Origin of the sequence: Spirosoma sp. KCTC 42546 (assembly GCF_006965485.1) — a bacterium.
Classification (GTDB): Bacteria; Bacteroidota; Bacteroidia; order Cytophagales; family Spirosomataceae; genus Spirosoma.
On record NZ_CP041360.1, the window covers coordinates 6,823,523 to 6,843,616 of the forward strand.

The following is a 20,094-nucleotide window of genomic DNA, read 5'->3' on the forward strand; positions in this document are numbered from 1 at the left end:
ATATTCAAGAAATTTTTGACCTTCATCGGGAAAACAATACGTGACGGAAACTGCTTGACTAAAGAAGGATCTCTGGATTGCCACTCATGCTTATTAATCAACCTCAATCGTATACCACTGTCTGGTCCAATGCAGGCTCCGACACTGATTTCTGGACAACACTGACCCAAACGCTGTTGCCTCCCTATGTCAATAGCTGTCGTTGGTTTGCCGGTAAGGCCCGGCAGCAAACGGGCTTTTCGGCACAAACGATTCACTCGCTCCCCCTGCCTGATGGCGATGTGGCATTTCTGTTAATTCTGGAAGCCAGTTATGCCGACGGCGTTCCAGAAAACTACCTATTGCCCTTGTCATTCCTGACCAAAGCTGACGCAAGCGCTCTGGCGGAAATCCCTGAGAAGGGCCGCATCGGCGAACTTGTGCTTGGTGGCCAAAACGGTCTTCTAATCGATGCTATTTACGACGAACGCGTTCGGCAGGTACTATTCACCGCGATTTATCAGAATCAGAGCATAACCCAACTCAAGGGTCAATTGACTTTTCATCGGGGCAACGGATTGGAAGAGGGTGATGATGGATTAACCTCGCGGGTGCTACCGGTCGATTCCAGTAATTCTGCCATGACCTTCGGCGATAAATACTTTCTGAAACTCTACCGCAAACTCTTCGAGGAAACCAATCCTGAAGTAGATATGGTCGCGTTTCTGACCGATGAGAGCAATTTTACGCACATTCCGGCCTTTGGCGGCAGCATCATCTGGAAACGCACCCATACCGATGGCTCGGCCCAACCTGATGTAACGCTGGGTATGGTTCAGCGCATGGTACAAAACGATAAAGACTCCTGGATGCAAACCGGCGATTATCTGAATGATTTTCTGTACGGTGTTCCCCAGCGCATGTTTGCCATTCGGGAAGATGTGTTCGATAAAGTTGAACTGCTAGGCAAACGAACGGGTGAGATGCATTGCGCCCTGTACAAACCAGCCCGGAACAGCGTTCCATCGAATCCGGACTTTGCGCCAGAGCCCTTCACGGATGAGTATCGTGCGTTTTTGATCAAGCGTTTCGAGGATCTTCTCGAACGCAGGTATGCTCTCCTGATTGACAATTACACCAAACTCGATCCGCAGGCACAGAGACTGGCGTGGGTATTTATGGAAGCCAAAGAAATGATCGAGACGTTCATTGCCGACTTCCGAACCCGTCCGCTCCACTCACTCCGAATTCGGATTCACGGCGATTATCATCTCGGGCAGGTACTCGCGACAACTAACGATTTTGTGATCATCGACTTCGAAGGTGAGCCTGAAAGCACGATTACCGAACGAAAAATCAAGCACTCGCCCCTCAAAGATGTGGCTGGTATGATTCGGTCGTATCACTACGCGGTATCGGCCAAGCTATTCAACTCGACGGAAACGGATAACCTTGATCCTGACCATTTACAACGGGTATCGGATCGCTGGTTTTACCTAATTCGCGATACATTTCTGGATGCGTATCTGGATGTGTTTGGCGCTCCGCATCCCCTGTTCAAAAACAATAGCGAGATCAACTTTCTTCTCCTGATTTACCTGCTCGAAAAAGCGGTCTATGAGCTAGGCTACGAAATCAGCTACCGACCTGCATGGGTCAAAATTCCGCTCAAAGGCATCATCGACGTTGTGCGGGAAATCGAAAAAATTCGCCTGAGCGATGATACCGTTGTGCACGATGTACCGATGCTCCAAACGGGTTTATTGCAATCGAGATAGGAAATAGAGACACTCAGAGTGATGCTGACTGGAAAACTATTGATGTCTCACGGAAAAGGGGCTAGAAAATAGCTCCAAGCCTGATAAAAGCGTCAGGAACATCAGTTTATCAAAAAACGTTACATTTGGCATATAGACAGGAAACGCCATGAATACTGAAACGCTTACTCCTGATGAACAAGCGCGAGCCCAACATCGGCTCGAATTTGCCCGTGCCTGGATGGCCCGGAAGCGACAAGAGCAGCAGGAAATGATTGAGGAAGCGAAAACCAACCCGGAAATTATCGCAGCTTTTGCTGAATTAGACCGTAGAGCCGCCGAACGTGGAACAAGAATTATCGAGTTATGATTACTTATTTGTAGGTGGCCCAAACTACATTTATACGCTTAAAACACGTTTTGAGGCAGAGTACGAGATAAAATTCAAGCCTAGTGGGTACCTGGTCGATAAGCCAGAATTTGAGGCTCTTGTCTTTGACATGGTCATTGTCCTGACCAACAATCCGTACGAACCTCGACTACCGCCCGTAGACGCACTTATGTCCGCCACGATTCGATCAATCGTGGCGGATTTCTTTAAAGCTCACGAGCGGGTCGTCATTTATATTTGCGATGACTCGGACTCTAAAGCCGATTCGCGCCGAAAACTATTTGATCGGTGGTTCGGTCGATACAAAACCGAAATCTTTGTCAAACTTAACGTACCCCTTGGTATCGACGAAGACGGTATGGCTTATTCAGTTGAGCTAATTTCCCGGTTTGACAATCCACATTTCATGCCTATCTATGAGTCGTTCAAGCGAACGGTTTCCGGCGAAAAATAATACCCTCTTTGACCATCCCGCTTTTTTTCTAACTTTCCGGCTCCTATCGCGTTCTACAACGAGCGTACTACCCTTTTAACCTATGGCAAAACGAAAAACGACTACGCCCCCGGCTCAGCCCGACCCGTCGACACAGCCCACCACCTCTGAACCAGTAATCGCAGAATCGGCTCCAGCCGAAACGCCAACACATACTGACGGCCCTTATTCCCGCTTCACTGATTTCGATATTCATCTATTTCGGGCCGGGAAACACCAGCGGCTCTATGAAAAATTTGGGTCACACGTTGTTGAACACAATGGTGTTATAGGCACCTACTTCGCCGTATGGGCTCCTTCGGCCCGTTATGTGGCCGTTATTGGCAACTTCAATGGCTGGGATAAAAGCAGTCATTCCTTACATGTTCGGTGGGATTCGTCGGGTATTTGGGAAGGGTTCATCCCGCACATTGGCAAGGGCGAAACCTATAAATACTTCATCGTTCACGAAAGCGGGCGAGAGCTGGAAAAAGGGGACCCATACGCCCATTGGTGGGAGGTTCCACCTAAAACGGCTTCTGTTGTATGGGATACCTATTACGAGTGGAACGACCAGGAGTGGATGGCTAACCGCCATACTAAAAACGCCCTCAATGCCCCTATCTCGGTTTATGAGATGCACTTATCCTCCTGGCGACGTGACCCCAGCAACCCCGAACGCGAGTTGAGCTACAATGAAATTGCCGACGCGCTGGTGCCGTATGTACAGGACATGGGCTTTACGCACGTTGAGTTCATGCCCATTATGCAGTATCCCTATGCACCCTCCTGGGGGTACCAGATTACGGGTTACTATGCACCTAGCAGCCGCTTTGGTACGCCACAGGATTTTATGCAACTCGTTGAACGATTGCACCAGGCAGGCATTGGTGTATTTCTGGACTGGGTTCCCTCTCACTTCCCCGGCGATGCACATGGCCTATACGAGTTCGATGGCTCACACCTGTACGAACACCCCGACATGCGGAAAGGCTATCACCCCGATTGGAAAAGCTATGTCTTCAATTACGGCCGACCAGAGGTACGCTCGTTCCTGCTCAGTAACGGGCTGTTTTGGCTCGACCGCTGCCATGCCGACGGACTCCGTGTGGATGCGGTTGCATCGATGCTCTATTTAGATTATTCCCGCAATGCGGGTGAATGGGAGCCGAATGTGTTTGGAGGCCGCGAAAACCTGGACGTTATTTCGCTCATTAAAGAATTGAACGAGGCCGTTTATAAAGAATTCCCGGATACCCAAACTATTGCCGAAGAATCAACTGCTTTTCCGGGTGTATCAAGACCGGTTTACACGGGCGGATTAGGCTTCGGGATGAAGTGGATGATGGGCTGGATGAACGATACGCTCCGGTATTTCGAGCGCGACCCGGCTTTCCGCAAATACCACCAGGATGAGCTGACATTCAGCACGATATACGCCTTCACCGAAAACTTCATGTTGCCTCTCTCGCACGATGAAGTGGTATATGGCAAGCAGTCGCTGGTAGGTAAAATGCCCGGTGATGAGTGGCAGCGGTTTGCGAACCTGAGGCTGTTGTTTTCCTACATGTTTACACACTCCGGCACCAAACTATTGTTTATGGGTGGCGAATTTGGGCAAACATCCGAATGGAAGTTCGATACCAGCCTCGACTGGCATCTGCTGGAGCATGGTCCTCACAAAGGCATGGCCGCCTGCGTAAAAGCGTTAAATAAACTCTATAAATCTGAACCCGCGCTATACGAAAGGAGCTTCAGCCCTGATGGCTTTGAATGGATTGATACCACCGACCGCGAAAATACCGTAGTCACCTATTGCCGTAACGGCAACAATCCAGAAGATAGCCTGCTTATTGTGTTGAATATGACCCCCATTCCACGCTCCAATTACCGCATTGGCGTGCCTTCGGCGGGTTCCTACCAGGAGGTGTTTAATAGTGATGCCACTGAATTTTACGGTAGCGGAGTTGCCAATACCTCTCCTATAGCGAGCGAAGAGGCAACATGGCATGGTCGTTCACAGTCGATTCAGGTGAATGTACCACCTTTGGGAGCTGTCGTCTTGAAAATAGTGAAGTAGTAAAATCGGTGGAGTGGTGGGGTACGTGAAGCGGTTATTAACTGCGCTTACTCCACCACTCCACTATCATTTTCCAGATCTAACAGCCTGATTTGTCTGCATGAAGAAAATACTTGTGGGTCTTTTACTCGTAGTTTCTGTCAACAGCTTTGCCCAATCTCCTGTTGCTACTCGGTTAAGTAGTGGGTATGATGTGGGCATGGCCTATTCAACAGGTCACTACAACCCATCACTCACTTACTTCCAGTTGCTCACCATTGGTGAGCGTAAGTTGTTCTCCCTCGGCTGGACTATGCGATTAGGGGCATTTTACGGCGACAATCTCAATTATTACACGGCTCCAGCTCGCCTGACACGCGGCAAAACAGGCTTTGGTGCACTCGGTGCCCCTTTGCTTGTTAACAACATCGATACCGTTCGATACGATTATGTGTCCATGACGTCGCTCAATGTTGGGATTCGGGCGCAGATTAATCTGGGGCGTGTTGTACTGGGAGCCAGCGCCGATTTGGTGGGATTGACGATCGGTAAATCGCGGACGGGTCGCTATAAATCATCAACAGGGCAGTATGCGCTACGATCGGCCTCAGGTCAAGATTCGATCAATGTTTATTTTCAGGGGAATAATGTCTTTCAGCAAACATCCCCCAGCCATTTCAATGTACGCCTACTTGGCGATAATGACATTGGAACCATCGCCACGGAGGTGTATGCGCGTATTCGGCTAAACCAACGGGTTGGCGTGAAGCTAGGTTACCAATGGCTTACTACCGAAACCACCGCAGCCAACCGGAACGTAATTGCAGACAACAAACGTTTCCGCCACCGGGCTGGAATGGCGTATCTGGCGCTCACGTTTCCGATATTTCAATGAGTGAAAGAGCGAACGAGTTAATGAGTAAATAACACAGACGGCTTATTAACTCTTTCGCTTTTTCACTCATTGATATTTTACACTTCTATCGGCTTCAAATCGAAATAAGTTTCAAAAACGGCGACTGCGGCTTCATTAGTGCGTGTCTGAAAATTATCGAGGTATTGATGCAGACCTGCTTTGAAGATATCGGCGGTTTCCGTGAACTCGATTTCGGTCCGAAGTTTGGAGAGTGCCCGTTCGGCTGAATTTCCAAAGCCTCCTGTAATGTTATTACCCGAAATTTCGTAAAGCGACAACTCAGCCTGCCGGATACAATGCGCAACAGCCCGAGGGAACATCTTGTCCAGAATCAGAAATTCCACAATACTGGAAGGTGTCAAGGCTCGATACTGCTGGCGGTGCATATTATACGCACTCACCGATTTCAGCACCGCCGACCAAATCATTAAGTCGATGGTAGACCCAACCAATTCAACTTCGGGTAACAGCGTAAAGTATTTAACATCCAGAAAACGGGAGGTTTTATCAGCCCGCTCCAGAAACCGGCCTAGTCGGCCAAAATGCCAGGCCTCATTACGGGTAATCGTTGCGTCGATAATCCCATAAAAAAGCTGAATGCTATTTCGAATTTCCGTAAAAAAATGCTGGGTCTGAACCTCTTCCCACTGCTGTTTGGGCGATGTATCGCGCACCATCAGATAAAACTGGTTCAGATGCTCCCACATCTCTTTGGAAATAATTTCACGAATGGTCCGGGCGTTCTCGCGAGCATAACTCAGGCAGGCCACAATAGAATTCGGATTACGCTTATCGAAGGTCATGAACTGAATAACATTCTCACGCGTAGGCTGCTTGTAATGTTCCCTAAATAGGTCAATATCAGCGGTTGCAATGAGCAATGGCTCCCACTGTTGATCAACATTGGGGGGCAGGTCGAGGGCAAGATTGAAGTTCACACTCATGAACCGGGCATAGTTTTCAGCCCGCTCAATGTAGCGATGCATCCAGTAAACAGAGTTGGCAACGCGGCTCAGCATAACGTATAAAGTTGGGATAAAACGGTGGATGACCAACAAAAATAGGGATTTATGCTGGCTCAACAAGACAATAATACCTATTAAGACTTATTGACAAAACATTCATTGTCTAAAAGTCGATTTACCTTTATGAAAAAACTCAGGGTAGACTATATAATAATTAGCTCCGAAGATACGCCAAGAGGTTAGAAATACATTCCTTATCCCTTATACAGTCAGGAACCTCTTTACTTCTTAGTTACGCAACAACATGACTTGTAAATTGTATTCAATACTCACTGTTGGTCTGCTCCTCAGCACGTCCTTATTTGCAATGCCAAAGCCAAATCAGCCCAAATCAGGTCCGGCCAGATCAATCCAAACCGCTCCGAGCACTAAATTCTACGAAGTTCGGATTTACCACCCAACGCCGGGCAAATATGCCGAAATTGTGGATCGCTTCCGGCAGTACACTACCAAGATTTTCGAGAAACATGGGATGGAAAATATCGGCTACTGGACCCCCACCGATACCACCAACAAAGAACTGATCTACATTCTGGCCTATCCCAGTCGGGAAGCCCGCGATGCTTCCTGGAAAGCCTTCGGTAGTGATCCCGAGTGGAAAGCAGTGGTAGCTAAAACTGAAGCAAATGGTAAACTAGTCGATCATGTTGATCAGATTTTCATGACCGAGTCTGATATATCGCCAAAGCTTAAATTAAGTCAGAAATCGCCCGAACGAACGTTTGAATTACGCACCTATACATGCACGCCTGGCAAACTGCCTAATCTGCTCTCGCGTTTCCGCGATCATACGATCAAGCTTTTTAGCAAACACGGCATGACGAATGTAGCCTACTGGGTTACGCAGGAAAAAGATCCGGCCGTACAATCTAAGCTGGTTTATATTCTGGCTCATCCCAGCGAGGCCGAGGGGAAAGCACATTTCGAAGAATTTCGTAAAGATCCAAAGTGGATTGCGGTTAAAGATGCATCTGAAAAAGAAGCTGGTGGTTCGTTGACAACTAAAGTCGAGTCGATCTACATGAAACCAACCGATTATTCGCCAATTAAATAACTCGGGCAAACAACCCAATTTATCAATCGGTTTCATAACGTAAACAAACAACGTTATGAAACCGATTGATCGTTTAGTTACTACCTTACTCGAAAGCCCTGCGCGATCTGCTTTGTCGCGACAGGATTTTCTTCAACTTACAGGGCGTGGTTTGGCCGTTGGCGCATTAGGCGGTGCGCTTGCCTCCTGCGAAAAGAAACCCGAAGCCACCAACTCAGCTTCCTCAACAGCCAGTACACCCAGCGGCCCTGTTCCAAAACTCCCCGCGACCTCCCCGCCAGCTACGGTACCCGCCGACTCCAGCAAACCCATTGAACTGGAGCAGATTAAAGCCAAAACAGAACAGCAGGAAGGCCCTACGCCTACCCCAATGCCCGAAGATAAGCGCGTTGGCTACGCACTCGTTGGACTGGGTCACCTAACCCTTAATCAGATTCTACCCGCTTTTGGGGCTTGTACAAAATCGAAAGTGGTAGCGCTGGTGAGCGGTAGTCCTGAAAAAATGCAGAAGGTAGCCACGCAGTATGGCATCAAAAAAGAGAGCTGCTACAGTTACGCCGACTACGACAAACTGCGCGATAACAAAGAGGTACAGGCCATTTACATTGTGCTTCCCAACGGCATGCATGCCGAATACACGATTCGGGGAGCGGAGGCCGGTAAGCATATTCTGTGCGAAAAACCGATGGCCAACTCAGTAGCCGAATGTCAGGCGATGATCGATGCCTGTAAAAAAGCGGACCGTAAGCTCATGATTGCCTATCGAATTCAATATGAGCCCCATAATAAGATGGTTCGCGACATGGTTCAGAAAGAGCAGTTTGGCAAGGTAAAAAGCATCATCGCCAACAATGGCCAAAACTCCGACAACCCGAAACACTGGCGGTTTAATAAAGCGCTGGCCGGAGGTGGCTCCTTACCCGATGTTGGCCTGTACTGCCTGAACACAATCCGGTTTGTGCTGGCCGAAGAACCCTCGGAAGTTATGGGCTATGTGCACAGCACGCCCAATGACCCCAGGTTCAAGGAAGTGGAAGAGCAGGTAAACTGGCTTATGAAGTTCCCAAGTGGTATACAGGCCAGTTGTGCAACTAGCTACGGTCATCATGACGATAAGAGTTACCGAGTGCTGGCCGACACAGGCTGGATCAAAATGGACCCCGCCTTTCCTTACACAGGCCTAAAACTAGAAACAAGTCAGGCTCAGGGTACCGAGAACCAGATCATTCAGCACAACATTGCCGATAAAGACCATTTCGCTACCGAGATGGATCATTTTTCGGAATGTATTCTGAATAATAAAGTGCCATTTACGCCCGGCGAAGAAGGACTTCAGGACCAGAAAATCATGGAAGCTATTTACCAATCGGCACGCGACAGAAAGCCGGTAAAATTGGCTGCGGTCGATAAGAAAGACGCGTTTCGGGGCGAGGAGCCTAAAGCTGCCTAATCCTGTCTGAACCGGGATTTTTTTGATTTAACTGACCGGCTATGATTTTTTATAATTTTGCTTTCAAAGAAAGACGAAGGCTAAAATCATAATCGGTCAGTTAAATCAAAAAAATCCCGGTTCAGATGACCACAAACTCCACTCGTCTATTCTTCTTCCGGTTCTCTTCGTTAGTATTGGGTGCAATAGAATCGATGGGGCCGCGGCCAACGGCTTTCAGTCGACTTTTGGCGATGCCTTTGTTAACCAGGTAGTCGATAACTGCCTGACATCGGTCGCGGGAGAGTTTTACGTTTAGATCGAAATCGCCCTGATTATCGGTATGCCCACGTAGTTCGATTTGCATGGACGGGTTTGCGTTCAGCACCTCCGCCAATTGATCCAGCTCGGCGTTGGATTCGGGTCGTAGAACAGGGCTGCTCTGGTCGAAGTAGATGTTCTTAAGCGGGATGGCTTTCCCCTTTTCAATGGGACCAAACGGCCTATTTGTAACGGCTGGCATCTGTACGTTGCTGGGGAGAACAGGCACCTTTAACGCGGGTTTGGCAGCCGGGGTTTCTACGTAGGCCGTCTTCGCCGATTTAACCACCGCTTCGGGGAGTGCCTGGGCCTGGGCGACATCGGGTGCTTTTTTAGGCGTCAACATCACGCGTGCTTCACTTTGTACACTATCCAGCCTGATGGACTTTGTAAAATCACCATAGCCCGTAGCCGAACTGGTCAACTGGTAGATTCCTCTACCCGGCAGGTCCGTTTTAACCAGACCAGTGGCTGAATCGGGCGTTAACAAAAGCGTTGTCCTGCCAGCTTTGCCTGAGATCGTGAAATGGGCATCATGGATCACTTTGTTGGTCCGACTATCAACCGCCCAAACGGTTAGTTTAATAGGAGCCGGGTCTAACTGGGCATCAAATTCATACCGATTACCCGCCGACGATACAGCAATCGTCATACTTCGAAAAACGGTTGTATACCCCTCACCACTTACCTCAATAGCCAGCACATCGGGCGTATTAAACACGCGTTCCAGACGCCCGTTTGCCAGCGCAAACTGCTGCGTTTTGCCCGTTGCTCTGGAAGTTATTTGGGCAACAGCCGATGCCATAGGCTTACTAATGTCAACGGCAAAAGCTTTGACCGTCAGAATGCTGGGTTTGGCATTTCGTCCGGAGTCAGCCAGGAGAGCCGTTACCGGCCTAACCCTGGGTGAGGCTTTGATACGTGAATAATCGACTTCCCTACTTTGGGCCATACCGGATTCAGCAAACAGTAAACAGACTACTGTTGCCAACACTATTTTTCCATTTGGGAGAAACATCCGTTGCCTGTTTAATTACCCACCACCCGACGTTTAGCTCAATGATGGGCTGTGGTCGATACCGGCGGGTTGATCATAATATGCGCTCTATGCGTACCGGGGTCCATAATCCAGGGCATACCGGGCGCTTCGGGCTTCAGGGGCAAACCCGTACTTTCGGCAGTCGCGTAGGGAATATATACCACATAACGCAGGTAACCATCCTTCACCTCGCCGGTGGTGGCATCGAAGTCACCGTCTTTCGCAGTATAAGAGAACAAAGTCGATGGGTGCGTTGGCATCATTAACTTCTTGTCTTTCACTTCCTGCTCGCGCATCGCCAAAATCTCGGCAGGCTTTTTACCCTCTTTTTTCAAGATTCGCCCCCGCTCCATAAATGGGTCCAGATCGCGGTGATAGCAGGACACACTTAGCCCTTTTTGGGCAGGATCATCGGCTAAGCACACAAGCTCGTTGGTGCCTTTACGCAACACAACAAATTCATTTTTAGGAGAATACCCATAAACCGTGGCTCCGTCCCGCTTGTCGGCCGGCGCAGCCAGAACAGCTGTTTTTATCTGGACATCGGGAGCCGGTATTGTGGGCGTTTGGGCTAACGCTGCGGCTAGTGTTCCTTGTAACGCAATGAACGTAAGAAGTTGGATTTTCATGGTTAAACTTTGTTTAGGATTGATGGCGCAAGGCTGAACATCAACAGCCCACCCACATTGATCAGTAATGAAATCGACATTGTATAATATGCAGTCGTTCAGCTTCAGCCCGATAAACGAGTCGATGCTCGTCAGTAATTCGGCGTGACCAGAAGCCTGATAGATTTTCTTTTAATGGCTCTGGCTTTCCTTTACCTTCAAAAGGCGTCCGCAGACATTCCTTAATGAGTTCATTAATACGTCGGAGTACAGTCTTATCTGTCTGTTGCCAATAGATATAGTCTTCCCAGGCATCTTTATCCCACGATAAATTCATCGTTATTCTTCGATCAGGCCATGAGATTCAAACTCGCCCCGATTTGCCCGATCAACCGCATTCATCAGTCGATTTCGGTTCTTTTCTGAACTTAGCAATTGAAGCGTTTCTTTCAGCGAATTATACTCTCTTAGAGAAATCAATACAACATTTTTGTTTTCACTTCGATTGATGATGACCGTATCACCATCATCGCTAACCTGATCGAGCTTAGCCTTCATGGAACGCCTAAACTCCGTATAGTTGACAACTTGCATAAATAACAATCAATTATGTACAATTTTACGTACTTATTTCGACAACTTCAACTAGTCGCTCCTTACTGATACCCCCGCGCCTGCAAACCAAACAACTCGGCATAACGGCCATCTTTTTCGAGTAATTCGTAATGGCTACCAATTTCAAGCAGGGTGCCATTTTCCAGAACCAGAATCCGGTCGGCCATACGGACGGTGCTGAATCGGTGTGAGATAATTACTGATGATTTTCCGTCCGTCAGTTTACCAAAACGCTGGAAAACTTCGTACTCAGCGCGGGCATCGAGGGCCGCCGTGGGTTCGTCGAGGATGATGAGCTGAGCATCCCGCATGTAGGCCCGGCCCAGCGCGACTTTCTGCCACTCGCCACCCGATAGTTCGACGCCTTTGCCAAACGAGCGCCCTAATTGCTGATCATATCCCCCAGCTAGTTTAGCAATCACCGTATCGGCCAGGCTGCGTTGGGCTGAGGTTTCAATGCGGGGTTGGTTGGTCCGTTCGTCAATATCACCCACAGCAATATTCACCCCCGCCGACATTTTAAAGCGGGTATAATCCTGAAATATGACACCAATGTTGCGCCGAAGCTCCATCAGGTCATACTCGCGCAGATCATGGCCGTCGAGGAGTATCCGCCCCTCAGCAGGATCATAAAGTCTAGCCAGGAGTTTGACAAGTGTGGTTTTACCAGCTCCGTTTTCGCCAACAAGGGCCAGTTTTTCGCCTGCCTGAAGTGTGAACGATAGATTTCGCAACGCCCATCGTTCGGAGTTTGTGTATTTGAACCCAACATTCTCGAATACAAAACCTTCCCGAATCGGATTGGGAAAGGCGCGTATCGTTTTGGGTGAGTGAATCAGCGGCTTTATGGCGAAGTAATCGAACAAATCCTGCAAATAGATCGCTTCCTGCGTAAGGCTGCTGAATTGAAGCAGAATACCTTCCAGTGAACCTCGAACCTGCCGAAACGACCCCGCCAGAAACGTTAGATCGCCAAGCGTTATCTGACCATTAACGGCGCGCAACACAATCCAGACGTAAGCCCCGTAATAGCCTGCGGTTCCCAAAGCCGTGAGTAAGGTTCCCCAACCTGCCCGACTGATGGCCAGCGCCCGATTTTTCAGATAATAGCCCCACGACAACTCCTTAAATCGGTCGATCAGGAACCCGGATAAGCCGAAAATTTTAACCTCCTTGGCCGTTTCATCACTGGCACCGATGTACCGAAGGTAATCGAGTTCCCGGCGTTCGGGTGTCCAGGAGCGCGATAAGGAATAACTACGTTGATTGAAGTAGTTGTCGCCAATAAACGAAGGCGTAACCGCGACCAGAATCAGTAATAACAACCATGGATTGTAGACCGCCAGCCCAGCCGCTAGGAAACCCACCGAAATCAACTCCTGTACCTGCCCAAACACGCCGGATAGCAGCACCGTCCGGCCAGTCGTCTGGCGTCGGGCGCGTTCGAGTTTATCGTAGAAGGTAGCATCTTCAAACTGTTCCAGATCGAGCGTAGCCGCGTGCTCCATTAAGCGAATGGAGGTTTGATTAGCAAACAGATCGCCCAGCAAACTGTCCATTAGGGCCACAGCTCGGCCCAGTGCCGTGGACAGAATAGCCAGCCCAAATTCCGCCCCAACCAACCACCAGATATGCTGCGTATCATCAGTAGACGTATGTTTCGAAAGCGCAACTACCTGATCAATGATAAGCTTACCAACGTAGAGTGTAGCCGCCGGAATAGCGGCCCGAATAAGCCGTAGAGCCGCATTACCGAGAAATAAAGCCGGTGATACTCCCCAGACAAGTTTAAAAAATGCGGGCAGGTTACCCAATGCCGTGAAGCGTTCGCGCCAGCTTACTTCATCCTTAGTATCAGCGGGTTTAGAGCGTGGAATTTCAGATTTTGCCATATCTAAAAAGACAAGCCCAGGGCGGGATTAGTTCATCTGGGTTTGCTTTCTAAATGCGATTGCGTTGCTACCAATCAGTTCCCCAGAAGTTTGAAAATAACCTATTCTTCATCACCAATCATCAGCACTGCCTCCTACGTTAAAACTATATCAACCTGCCGATATAGTCACTTTTCAGCCACATCTTCGTCTAAGTCACAACTTGGGTAGATTTTACTACAAAAACCACTACGCCACTGTGTACTTAGTCCTCTTTTTATGAATGCACGATTTCTCTTATTATTCCTTCTAGTATTACTGAGTTTTATAGCTGTATCCTGCAAAAAAACAGACGAACCTACTCCTGAAGACGCTAATTTTTCGGTAGAGATACCTGATGCCGCCTTCGAGCAGGCGCTAATTGATCTAAAAATAGATACTAAAAAGGACGGAAAGGTGCTGTTCTCCAGCGCTCAACGGGTAACCAGTCTGAATCTGTATAATAAGGGAATAAGCAGTTTAGAGGGTCTGAAATCATTTAGCCATATAACCAGCCTGGATTGCTCCCGGAATAACCTGACTAGTATCGATCTGAGCAATAACACAGCGCTAACGACGCTGGAATGCAATAGCAACAGCCTAATAATACTGAATATCAGCAAGTTGACCGCTCTAAACCGTTTGGGTTGCAGCGAAAACGAATTAACCGGTCTGGATATCAGTAACAATACAAAACTTACTCATTTAGACTGCTCAGCAAACAACTTAACCAGCCTGAATGTCACGAAAAATACGTCACTAACTCTAGTATATAGCAATGCCAATAAGTTGACCAGTTTGGACGTGAGTAAGAATGTCGCGCTGAATTTCTTAGCCTGCGCCAACAATAACTTAACGGGACTCGCCCTCCAGACGAACACCCAACTCATCTATTTAGACTGCAAAAACGCCAATCTGACAAGCCTGGATCTCAGTAAGAATCTAGTATTAACCGAATTGTACTGCTCTGCAAACAACTTCACTAGTCTGGATCTCAGCAAGAATAAAATCCTCACTCATCTAGCTTGTTCAGCTAGCCAATTGCCCCGTCTGGATATTAGCAGAAATACGGCCCTCACTCATTTATATTGCGATAACAATTACCTCACTACACTAGATATCAGCAGGAATACAGCCCTACAGGAGCTGGATTGTAAAAACAACAATGTAGACAGTCTGAGTCTAAGCAAGAATATAGCCCTGGCGAAGTTGGTTTGCTCGTCCAACAACCTGATCAATCTGGATCTCAGCAAGAACGTAGCCTTAAGCGTTCTGAATTGCGGTGGCAATAAATTGGCCAATCTGGATCTCAGTAAGAATATCAAATTGACCAATCTGTATTGTTCCAGCAATAAGCTCACCAGTCTGGATGTAGGCAAGAATACGGTCTTAACCGAATTGTATTGCTCCAATACGAACCTGACTAGCCTGGACCTGAGAAAAAATCCATTGCTACAGTGGCTGTCGTGCAACAACACCAGTATTCAATTTATCTGTGTGGCCGACCTTACCAACGTAAGACCCACCTGGCTGAAAGATGATTCGGCTACGTATCAGATTTGCCAATAAGGTATTCTATACTTCGTAGTTGGATGCCCGCTTACCACTAGCAATCCACATTTGTTTTTGTTTATGAACTTTCGAACTCCCCTACTCGTCGTCATTATTTTGTTGAACGTGCTTCTTATCTCCTGCAATAAGAGCAACGATCCTGAGCCTAATTTGCCGCCAACAGCCTTTACTATTTCGGGAAAACTGGCCCCTAACGGCCCCAATCTGGTGCTGACCTGGACCAAAGCCAAAGACCCTAATGGCGATCCGGTCACCTACATCGTATTCTGGAAAGACACGCTAACCAGAACCTTGACCGATACAATGTACACCCTCCGGAATGTGCACTACAACACTACGGTTGTTGGGAGTGTAATTGCCAAAGACAGCAAAAAAGCCTCGACTCTTTCGTCATTTAGTATCACTGTCGGGGCTGAACCTTACCTAACTATACCCGATATAAACTTTGAGCAGGCTCTGTTTGACTTAAAAATCGATTCGTTAATGGACGGCAGACTACGGGCTGCCGATGCCTTTAAAGTAATCAGTTTAAATGTTAGCAATAAAAAGATTAGCCGTTTGCAGGGAATCGAGGGCTTTATAAGTTTAAAAACGCTCGATTGCTCCGGCAATAGCCTAAGCAGTTTAGACATTAGTAAGGCACCCGCGCTCACTAAATTGTATTGCAGCTCTAATAAATTGACCAGCCTGGATGTCGCTAAAAATTTATCCCTCAACGAGTTGGACTGCTCGGCAAATAACCTCAGCGGCCTGAATGTGAGCCTGAATACCGGCCTCACCCTGTTGGGCTGCACGAAAAATAACTTGACCAGTCTGGATGTAAGCAAGAATGCCAAACTGACCAAACTGTACTGCACGAATAACCGCTTAACGAGTCTGGATATCAGTAAAAACACAGCCTTAACCGTATTGTGGTGCTTTTCCAACACCCTAACCGATCTAGACTTACGAGCGAATACACTACTGCAAGTGCTGCAATGCTTTGGCAATAAAATCCAGACCATTTGTGTAGCCGACCTTACCAAAGTAGCAACCGATTGGCAGAAAGATACGTCGGCTACATATCAGGTTTGTAAGTAGGGTATCCAATAATCTGTAACTGAAATAGGCTGCGTTGTCCTGAACATAGCCTATTGTACTCTTCACTCACTCAATTCAGCCACTAACGTCTTAAAAATTTCATAAGCCGGTTTAGGAGAATAATCGTCTTTGAGCAAGCCGAACTGGTGAAAAAAATAAGGGTTCTCAGAATTCGTATCGCGCAGGTTAAAATAAGAATAGCCACGAACATTGAACGTTTCCCGGTGTTCATAAACAGCTCGAATAATGGCTTCCAGTAGCTGGGCCTGTCGGTCGTAGGGACGCGTGGGACTGGTGGGCCATCCGTTTTCGCCAATGAGTATGGGAATACGAAAGGGTATGGCCGCATGTGCCATATTTACATACCGAAACTGATGGAGTACAGCCCGAACCCCATCACTTAATTGAACCGTGGGTGGCAACGGCACAAACACATCCGGGAAGAAATCAAGGGCCACATAATCCAACGCATCCACAAACGGCTGACCACCAAGCCGCCCGATTTCTGGCCAGAAATCATCATTTGGATCAAATATGGGGGTTGTACTGAACCCCACCCAAACGGACAACTTCAGTCGGCGGATTTCTTTCTTTGCGGCTATAATGCCCGTCACCAACGCCTGACGCACATCGGGCGAAACCGCATCGCCACCCGCTTCTTTCGAGTTGGCTTCTTCCGTAATCTGTAACGAGGTCAGATTGTCGCCATATTGTTGTATGATCTCCCGAATATACTTGACCCACTTATCGAGCGGGTCGTTACTGGTGCGGTAGCAGAGAACCAAATCGAGTTTTCGATTCGGCGTTACGTAGTGAAGGGCATTATCGGGAGTTGGCCATGCGGACTGACCGTTGCCGATGTACTGCACATAAGCCCTTACCATAAACGGTTTATTGGTGGGCTGTAACTCATTCAGAACCTGTAGAATTAGTTCCGGACGATCTGGCGGACCCGTAATCAGTCCGCCTTCGCTTTCAGGAACCCCAACGGCACTGCCGGGATAAATACCAAACGTGAAAGGATGCATTGGTTCGCAAGTTGATTCGATGGCGAAAGTAGCATGTTCATGCTGTGGCCTATCCACGCGAAACGGATTCTGGAGCCCGTGAGACGGATTTTGTAACGAGTTTTGGTACGACACGTCTTTAACCGTAGCTTCGTTATATGGAAATCATTTCGAGCAACCACGGTTGTTACTTCGATGTGTATCAGCGGAGTTATCCACCCGAATTCCACGGATATGCAGGACACACCGAAACGCATGTCCAGTTAGCCGATGAGGTTTCACGGGGTGTGTTGAGTGAGATCTGTTTTCAGGGCGTACGGATTCATTACGGACAATTTCAGACCCTGGAATCCGATACGATTCGAACAACAGAAGATTTCCCATCGGTTGAAATGGCGTTTCAGTTGCAGGGACGAACATCGGGGCAATCGTCAGCATTGTCTGGTTTAGCACCAAACCAACACAATCTGAGTTACCGTCCATACGCCGATAGTCAGAGCCGATTTGAGGTCGGTGATCATCACTACGTGGGCATCCAATTGACCGAAACATTTTTCTCCCGATTTACGGAGGATGACTCACCCGCAATGGGTCGCCTGCTGAATGGGTTGGCTCAAAAAGAAGCCGTTGCGCTATCCAGACATAATTTAACAATTACACCTGCGCTACAAACGCAGCTGATCGCATTAACCCAAGTCAGTCGTTCACAACCTCTTAAGCGTCTTTATCTGGAAGCAGCTGCGCTAGACCTACTACGCCAGCAGATAGACCAGGTCGATAGAAATCAGTCAAAAACAAAAACGACATTATCCTCTAATGACATTGACAAAATACTGGCAATTAAGGATTTACTCGAACACAACCCACTCGATACGTATTCACTGCTGCAACTAGCCCGCTTCGGTGGCTTGAATGATTACAAGCTCAAGAAAGGGTTTCGTGAAGTGATAGGTAATACAGTATTCGGTTATCTTAACGACCTTCGAATGCAGTATGCGCATCAGTTACTTCGCGATACAGATGGTACGATTGGCGAAGTCGCTACCAAACTGGGCTACAGTGAAACGCACCATTTTTCAGCTGCTTTCAAACGCAAATTTGGGTATTTACCGAGTCAGATTGCCCGGTAATGGCGCGAGGCCGGGCCACGTTGGCTCTGGCTTCGCGCCATTAACAAATTAACAATTTTTAGCTGTTACTTCTTCAATGAATACATTCGTTTCAAGGCTGACGCTACCTTATGTTTTGATTAAACTAAGTCTGCTTTCTGCCTATGGCATGCCCCCGCTTTCTGATGAGCCAGCAGGAATTACGTTTTTTAAAGGTTCCTGGAAAGAGGTGTTGGCCGAAGCCAAGCGCCAGAACAAACCCGTGTATCTGGACATCTATACAACCTGGTGTCCACCCTGCAAGCGGATGGCTAAAGAAGCGTTTCCGAATCCAAAAGTAGGCACCAAATTCAATGTCCATTTTATCAACTACCAGCTCGATGCTGAGCGGGGTGAGGGTGTGCAGATCGCCAAACAATATGCCGTAGCCAGTTATCCAACAGCGCTCTACATCGCTCCCAATGGCGCGCTGGTTCACCGGGCGGTGGGTTATGCCGGCGTCAACGGCATGATCGATCAGGCCGATCATATGCTGGCGTTACCTCAACTACGCACAACAATTGCCAAAGGCGATAAAGAGTATGCAAATGGAAAGAGAGACCCATCTTTCCTGAAAAAGTATCTGTTAGTACGCCAGGCCCTCAATCGCCCGACTACGGATGTGCTTGATGCCTATCTGGATGCATTGCCGGAATCCGAACGTTTAACAGCCGAAACAATGGCTTTTGTAGCCGGAGCTATCCAATCATCTACAACAAAAGCCTTTGATTATCTGATCAAAAATCGCCCCGATTCACTGGCAGCCGATGCCGCAAAAAGTAGCTTAGCCATAACGGTTTCTGGTGCATTGACCCGTGTGCTTTATACTGATTTCAAGCGAGTTATCGACACCAACGACGAGATTTTGCTAGAAACGATCATTGCCAACAGCGAACGCAATACGGCCTCGGCGAATCCATCAGCCGTTCGGGACGAGGCACAGAAACAGGAAGCAGCCAATACCTACCGGTTAACATTCCTTCAACAAACCCAAAACCTGACGAAACAATAAGGTAGTTCGTTTACACAAGTTCACTTTCTGCGATTATACTGCCATTTTAATCTCACTAAGCGCAATGGATTGGCGATTTAGCGAGAACTTACCTTCTTTAACTCATTTACCCAATGAACTCCAATCGATTTACTAAATTCTTTGAGCACTTTGCTTCCAAAGCAACCCAGGCTACTGGCTCATCAAGCGCTTTTTTATTGGCGCTATTAACGATTATTATCTGGCTCATTACTGGTCCCATTTTTGGCTACTCCGACACCTGGCAGTTAATTATCAATACCGGAACAACCATTATTACGTTCCTGATGGTATTTCTGATTCAGAAATCACAGAACAAAGATTCTCTGGCCATGCAGATCAAACTCAATGAACTTCTTGCTGTGAATCGTAAAGCCAGTAACCGCTTACTCAATGTGGAAGATCTGACCGAAGCGGAACTTCATGCACTGCATAAGTTTTTTGGTAAACTGGCCGACAAAGCAAAAGATGAAGCGACTATTTCCGAATCGCACTCGGTTGAAGAAGCGGAGGAAATCCACTACGATAAACTTGAAGCCTTACATGAGCGCCAGTTAGCGCGCCGAACTGACAGGCCAACTGCCAAACAACCAAAGGAATCTGGTAAAAAGACGAAGCCAAAGGTTCCTCCTGCCGAACAAAAGCCTAAAGCCTAATAAATCGACTTTTACAGGATTGCTTC

19 protein-coding genes are annotated in these 20,094 nt (G+C 47.9%); 12 read left to right on the forward strand and 7 right to left on the reverse strand.

What is annotated here, in order from left to right; genetic code table 11:
- Positions 1 to 86 precede the first annotated feature (86 nt).
- The 5 genes from EXU85_RS27865 (at position 87) to EXU85_RS27885 (ending at position 5,553) form a co-directional block, all read left to right on the forward strand.
- On the forward strand, positions 87 to 1,757 hold the full coding sequence (locus EXU85_RS27865) for a putative maltokinase (RefSeq protein WP_210422412.1): 1,671 nt from the start codon (positions 87 to 89) through the stop codon (positions 1,755 to 1,757).
- A 148-nt stretch (positions 1,758 to 1,905) separates the two neighbouring features.
- Positions 1,906 to 2,106, forward strand: coding sequence for a hypothetical protein (locus EXU85_RS27870; RefSeq protein WP_142775228.1), 201 nt, complete (start codon positions 1,906 to 1,908; stop codon positions 2,104 to 2,106).
- The gene (locus EXU85_RS27875; protein ID WP_142775229.1) at positions 2,081 to 2,581 is read left to right on the forward strand and encodes a DUF6169 family protein; all 501 of its coding nucleotides are present in this window, start codon (positions 2,081 to 2,083) and stop codon (positions 2,579 to 2,581) included. Before EXU85_RS27870 ends, EXU85_RS27875 begins: the two co-directional genes overlap by 26 nt.
- Before the next feature lie 82 nt (positions 2,582 to 2,663).
- Complete coding sequence (gene glgB / locus EXU85_RS27880; protein WP_142775230.1) at positions 2,664 to 4,679, forward strand: 1,4-alpha-glucan branching protein GlgB; 2,016 nt, start codon at positions 2,664 to 2,666, stop codon at positions 4,677 to 4,679.
- Between the two features lie 100 nt (positions 4,680 to 4,779).
- Positions 4,780 to 5,553, forward strand: a complete 774-nt coding sequence (locus tag EXU85_RS27885; RefSeq protein ID WP_142775231.1) for a hypothetical protein — start codon at positions 4,780 to 4,782, stop codon at positions 5,551 to 5,553.
- Between the two features lie 77 nt (positions 5,554 to 5,630).
- Here EXU85_RS27885 and EXU85_RS27890 read toward each other — a convergent pair whose 3' ends face one another.
- Positions 5,631 to 6,593 (reverse strand): alpha-E domain-containing protein, encoded by a 963-nt coding sequence (locus EXU85_RS27890; protein WP_142775232.1) that lies wholly within the window; start codon positions 6,591 to 6,593, stop codon positions 5,631 to 5,633.
- 250 nt (positions 6,594 to 6,843) lie between these two features.
- Between EXU85_RS27890 and EXU85_RS27895 the strand changes: the two genes are divergently transcribed.
- Positions 6,844 to 7,653, forward strand: coding sequence for an NIPSNAP family protein (locus EXU85_RS27895; RefSeq protein WP_142775233.1), 810 nt, complete (start codon positions 6,844 to 6,846; stop codon positions 7,651 to 7,653).
- 55 nt (positions 7,654 to 7,708) lie between these two features.
- On the forward strand, positions 7,709 to 9,103 hold the full coding sequence (locus tag EXU85_RS27900; RefSeq protein WP_142775234.1) for a Gfo/Idh/MocA family protein: 1,395 nt from the start codon (positions 7,709 to 7,711) through the stop codon (positions 9,101 to 9,103).
- 121 nt (positions 9,104 to 9,224) lie between these two features.
- Here the strand turns inward: EXU85_RS27900 and EXU85_RS27905 are convergent, their stop codons facing one another.
- The 5 genes from EXU85_RS27905 to EXU85_RS27925 all read right to left on the reverse strand — a co-directional run bounded on the left by EXU85_RS27905 (position 9,225) and on the right by EXU85_RS27925 (position 13,557).
- Positions 9,225 to 10,355 carry an OmpA family protein gene (locus EXU85_RS27905; RefSeq protein WP_246859271.1) on the reverse strand — a complete coding sequence of 377 codons (1,131 nt, stop codon included), beginning with the start codon at positions 10,353 to 10,355 and terminating at the stop codon, positions 9,225 to 9,227.
- Between the two features lie 104 nt (positions 10,356 to 10,459).
- Positions 10,460 to 11,071 carry a hypothetical protein gene (locus tag EXU85_RS27910; protein WP_142775236.1) on the reverse strand — a complete coding sequence of 204 codons (612 nt, stop codon included), beginning with the start codon at positions 11,069 to 11,071 and terminating at the stop codon, positions 10,460 to 10,462.
- A gap of 61 nt (positions 11,072 to 11,132) precedes the next feature.
- On the reverse strand, positions 11,133 to 11,387 hold the full coding sequence (locus EXU85_RS27915) for a Txe/YoeB family addiction module toxin (protein WP_142775237.1): 255 nt from the start codon (positions 11,385 to 11,387) through the stop codon (positions 11,133 to 11,135).
- 2 nt (positions 11,388 to 11,389) lie between these two features.
- Positions 11,390 to 11,644, reverse strand: coding sequence for a type II toxin-antitoxin system Phd/YefM family antitoxin (locus EXU85_RS27920; RefSeq protein ID WP_142775238.1), 255 nt, complete (start codon positions 11,642 to 11,644; stop codon positions 11,390 to 11,392).
- Between the two features lie 62 nt (positions 11,645 to 11,706).
- On the reverse strand, positions 11,707 to 13,557 hold the full coding sequence (locus EXU85_RS27925; protein WP_142775239.1) for an ABC transporter ATP-binding protein: 1,851 nt from the start codon (positions 13,555 to 13,557) through the stop codon (positions 11,707 to 11,709).
- A gap of 258 nt (positions 13,558 to 13,815) precedes the next feature.
- On the opposite strand from EXU85_RS27925, the gene EXU85_RS27930 reads away from it, so the two are divergent.
- Positions 13,816 to 15,144 (forward strand): hypothetical protein, encoded by a 1,329-nt coding sequence (locus EXU85_RS27930; RefSeq protein WP_142775240.1) that lies wholly within the window; start codon positions 13,816 to 13,818, stop codon positions 15,142 to 15,144.
- A gap of 63 nt (positions 15,145 to 15,207) precedes the next feature.
- Positions 15,208 to 16,227, forward strand: coding sequence for a leucine-rich repeat domain-containing protein (locus EXU85_RS27935; protein ID WP_142775241.1), 1,020 nt, complete (start codon positions 15,208 to 15,210; stop codon positions 16,225 to 16,227).
- A 62-nt stretch (positions 16,228 to 16,289) separates the two neighbouring features.
- On the opposite strand, the gene EXU85_RS27940 is transcribed toward EXU85_RS27935, so the two are convergent.
- Positions 16,290 to 17,255, reverse strand: coding sequence for a hypothetical protein (locus EXU85_RS27940; protein WP_142775242.1), 966 nt, complete (start codon positions 17,253 to 17,255; stop codon positions 16,290 to 16,292).
- Positions 17,256 to 17,392: 137 nt separating this feature from the next.
- On the opposite strand from EXU85_RS27940, the gene EXU85_RS27945 reads away from it, so the two are divergent.
- From EXU85_RS27945 to EXU85_RS27955, 3 genes are all read left to right on the forward strand, one after another.
- Positions 17,393 to 18,364 carry an AraC family transcriptional regulator gene (locus tag EXU85_RS27945; RefSeq protein WP_142775243.1) on the forward strand — a complete coding sequence of 324 codons (972 nt, stop codon included), beginning with the start codon at positions 17,393 to 17,395 and terminating at the stop codon, positions 18,362 to 18,364.
- Between the two features lie 76 nt (positions 18,365 to 18,440).
- Positions 18,441 to 19,394, forward strand: coding sequence for a thioredoxin family protein (locus EXU85_RS27950; protein WP_142775244.1), 954 nt, complete (start codon positions 18,441 to 18,443; stop codon positions 19,392 to 19,394).
- 113 nt (positions 19,395 to 19,507) lie between these two features.
- Entirely contained in the window at positions 19,508 to 20,068 is a 561-nt protein-coding gene (locus EXU85_RS27955; protein ID WP_142775245.1) for a low affinity iron permease family protein, read from the forward strand.
- The last annotated feature ends 26 nt before the right edge of the window (positions 20,069 to 20,094 follow it).

Coding starts and splice junctions, on each gene's coding strand:
- EXU85_RS27895 (WP_142775233.1), top strand. CDS start 6,844: ATGACTTGTAAATTGTATTCAATACTCACTGTTGGTCTGCTCCTCAGC.
- glgB (WP_142775230.1), top strand. CDS start 2,664: ATGGCAAAACGAAAAACGACTACGCCCCCGGCTCAGCCCGACCCGTCG.
- EXU85_RS27915 (WP_142775237.1), bottom strand. CDS start 11,387: ATGAATTTATCGTGGGATAAAGATGCCTGGGAAGACTATATCTATTGG.
- EXU85_RS27950 (WP_142775244.1), top strand. CDS start 18,441: ATGAATACATTCGTTTCAAGGCTGACGCTACCTTATGTTTTGATTAAA.
- EXU85_RS27930 (WP_142775240.1), top strand. CDS start 13,816: ATGAATGCACGATTTCTCTTATTATTCCTTCTAGTATTACTGAGTTTT.
- EXU85_RS27945 (WP_142775243.1), top strand. CDS start 17,393: ATGGAAATCATTTCGAGCAACCACGGTTGTTACTTCGATGTGTATCAG.
- EXU85_RS27955 (WP_142775245.1), top strand. CDS start 19,508: ATGAACTCCAATCGATTTACTAAATTCTTTGAGCACTTTGCTTCCAAA.
- EXU85_RS27935 (WP_142775241.1), top strand. CDS start 15,208: ATGAACTTTCGAACTCCCCTACTCGTCGTCATTATTTTGTTGAACGTG.
- EXU85_RS27885 (WP_142775231.1), top strand. CDS start 4,780: ATGAAGAAAATACTTGTGGGTCTTTTACTCGTAGTTTCTGTCAACAGC.
- EXU85_RS27905 (WP_246859271.1), bottom strand. CDS start 10,355: ATGGCCCAAAGTAGGGAAGTCGATTATTCACGTATCAAAGCCTCACCC.
- EXU85_RS27940 (WP_142775242.1), bottom strand. CDS start 17,255: ATGCATCCTTTCACGTTTGGTATTTATCCCGGCAGTGCCGTTGGGGTT.
- EXU85_RS27925 (WP_142775239.1), bottom strand. CDS start 13,557: ATGGCAAAATCTGAAATTCCACGCTCTAAACCCGCTGATACTAAGGAT.
- EXU85_RS27910 (WP_142775236.1), bottom strand. CDS start 11,071: ATGAAAATCCAACTTCTTACGTTCATTGCGTTACAAGGAACACTAGCC.
- EXU85_RS27865 (WP_210422412.1), top strand. CDS start 87: ATGCTTATTAATCAACCTCAATCGTATACCACTGTCTGGTCCAATGCA.
- EXU85_RS27870 (WP_142775228.1), top strand. CDS start 1,906: ATGAATACTGAAACGCTTACTCCTGATGAACAAGCGCGAGCCCAACAT.
- EXU85_RS27920 (WP_142775238.1), bottom strand. CDS start 11,644: ATGCAAGTTGTCAACTATACGGAGTTTAGGCGTTCCATGAAGGCTAAG.
- EXU85_RS27900 (WP_142775234.1), top strand. CDS start 7,709: ATGAAACCGATTGATCGTTTAGTTACTACCTTACTCGAAAGCCCTGCG.
- EXU85_RS27890 (WP_142775232.1), bottom strand. CDS start 6,593: ATGCTGAGCCGCGTTGCCAACTCTGTTTACTGGATGCATCGCTACATT.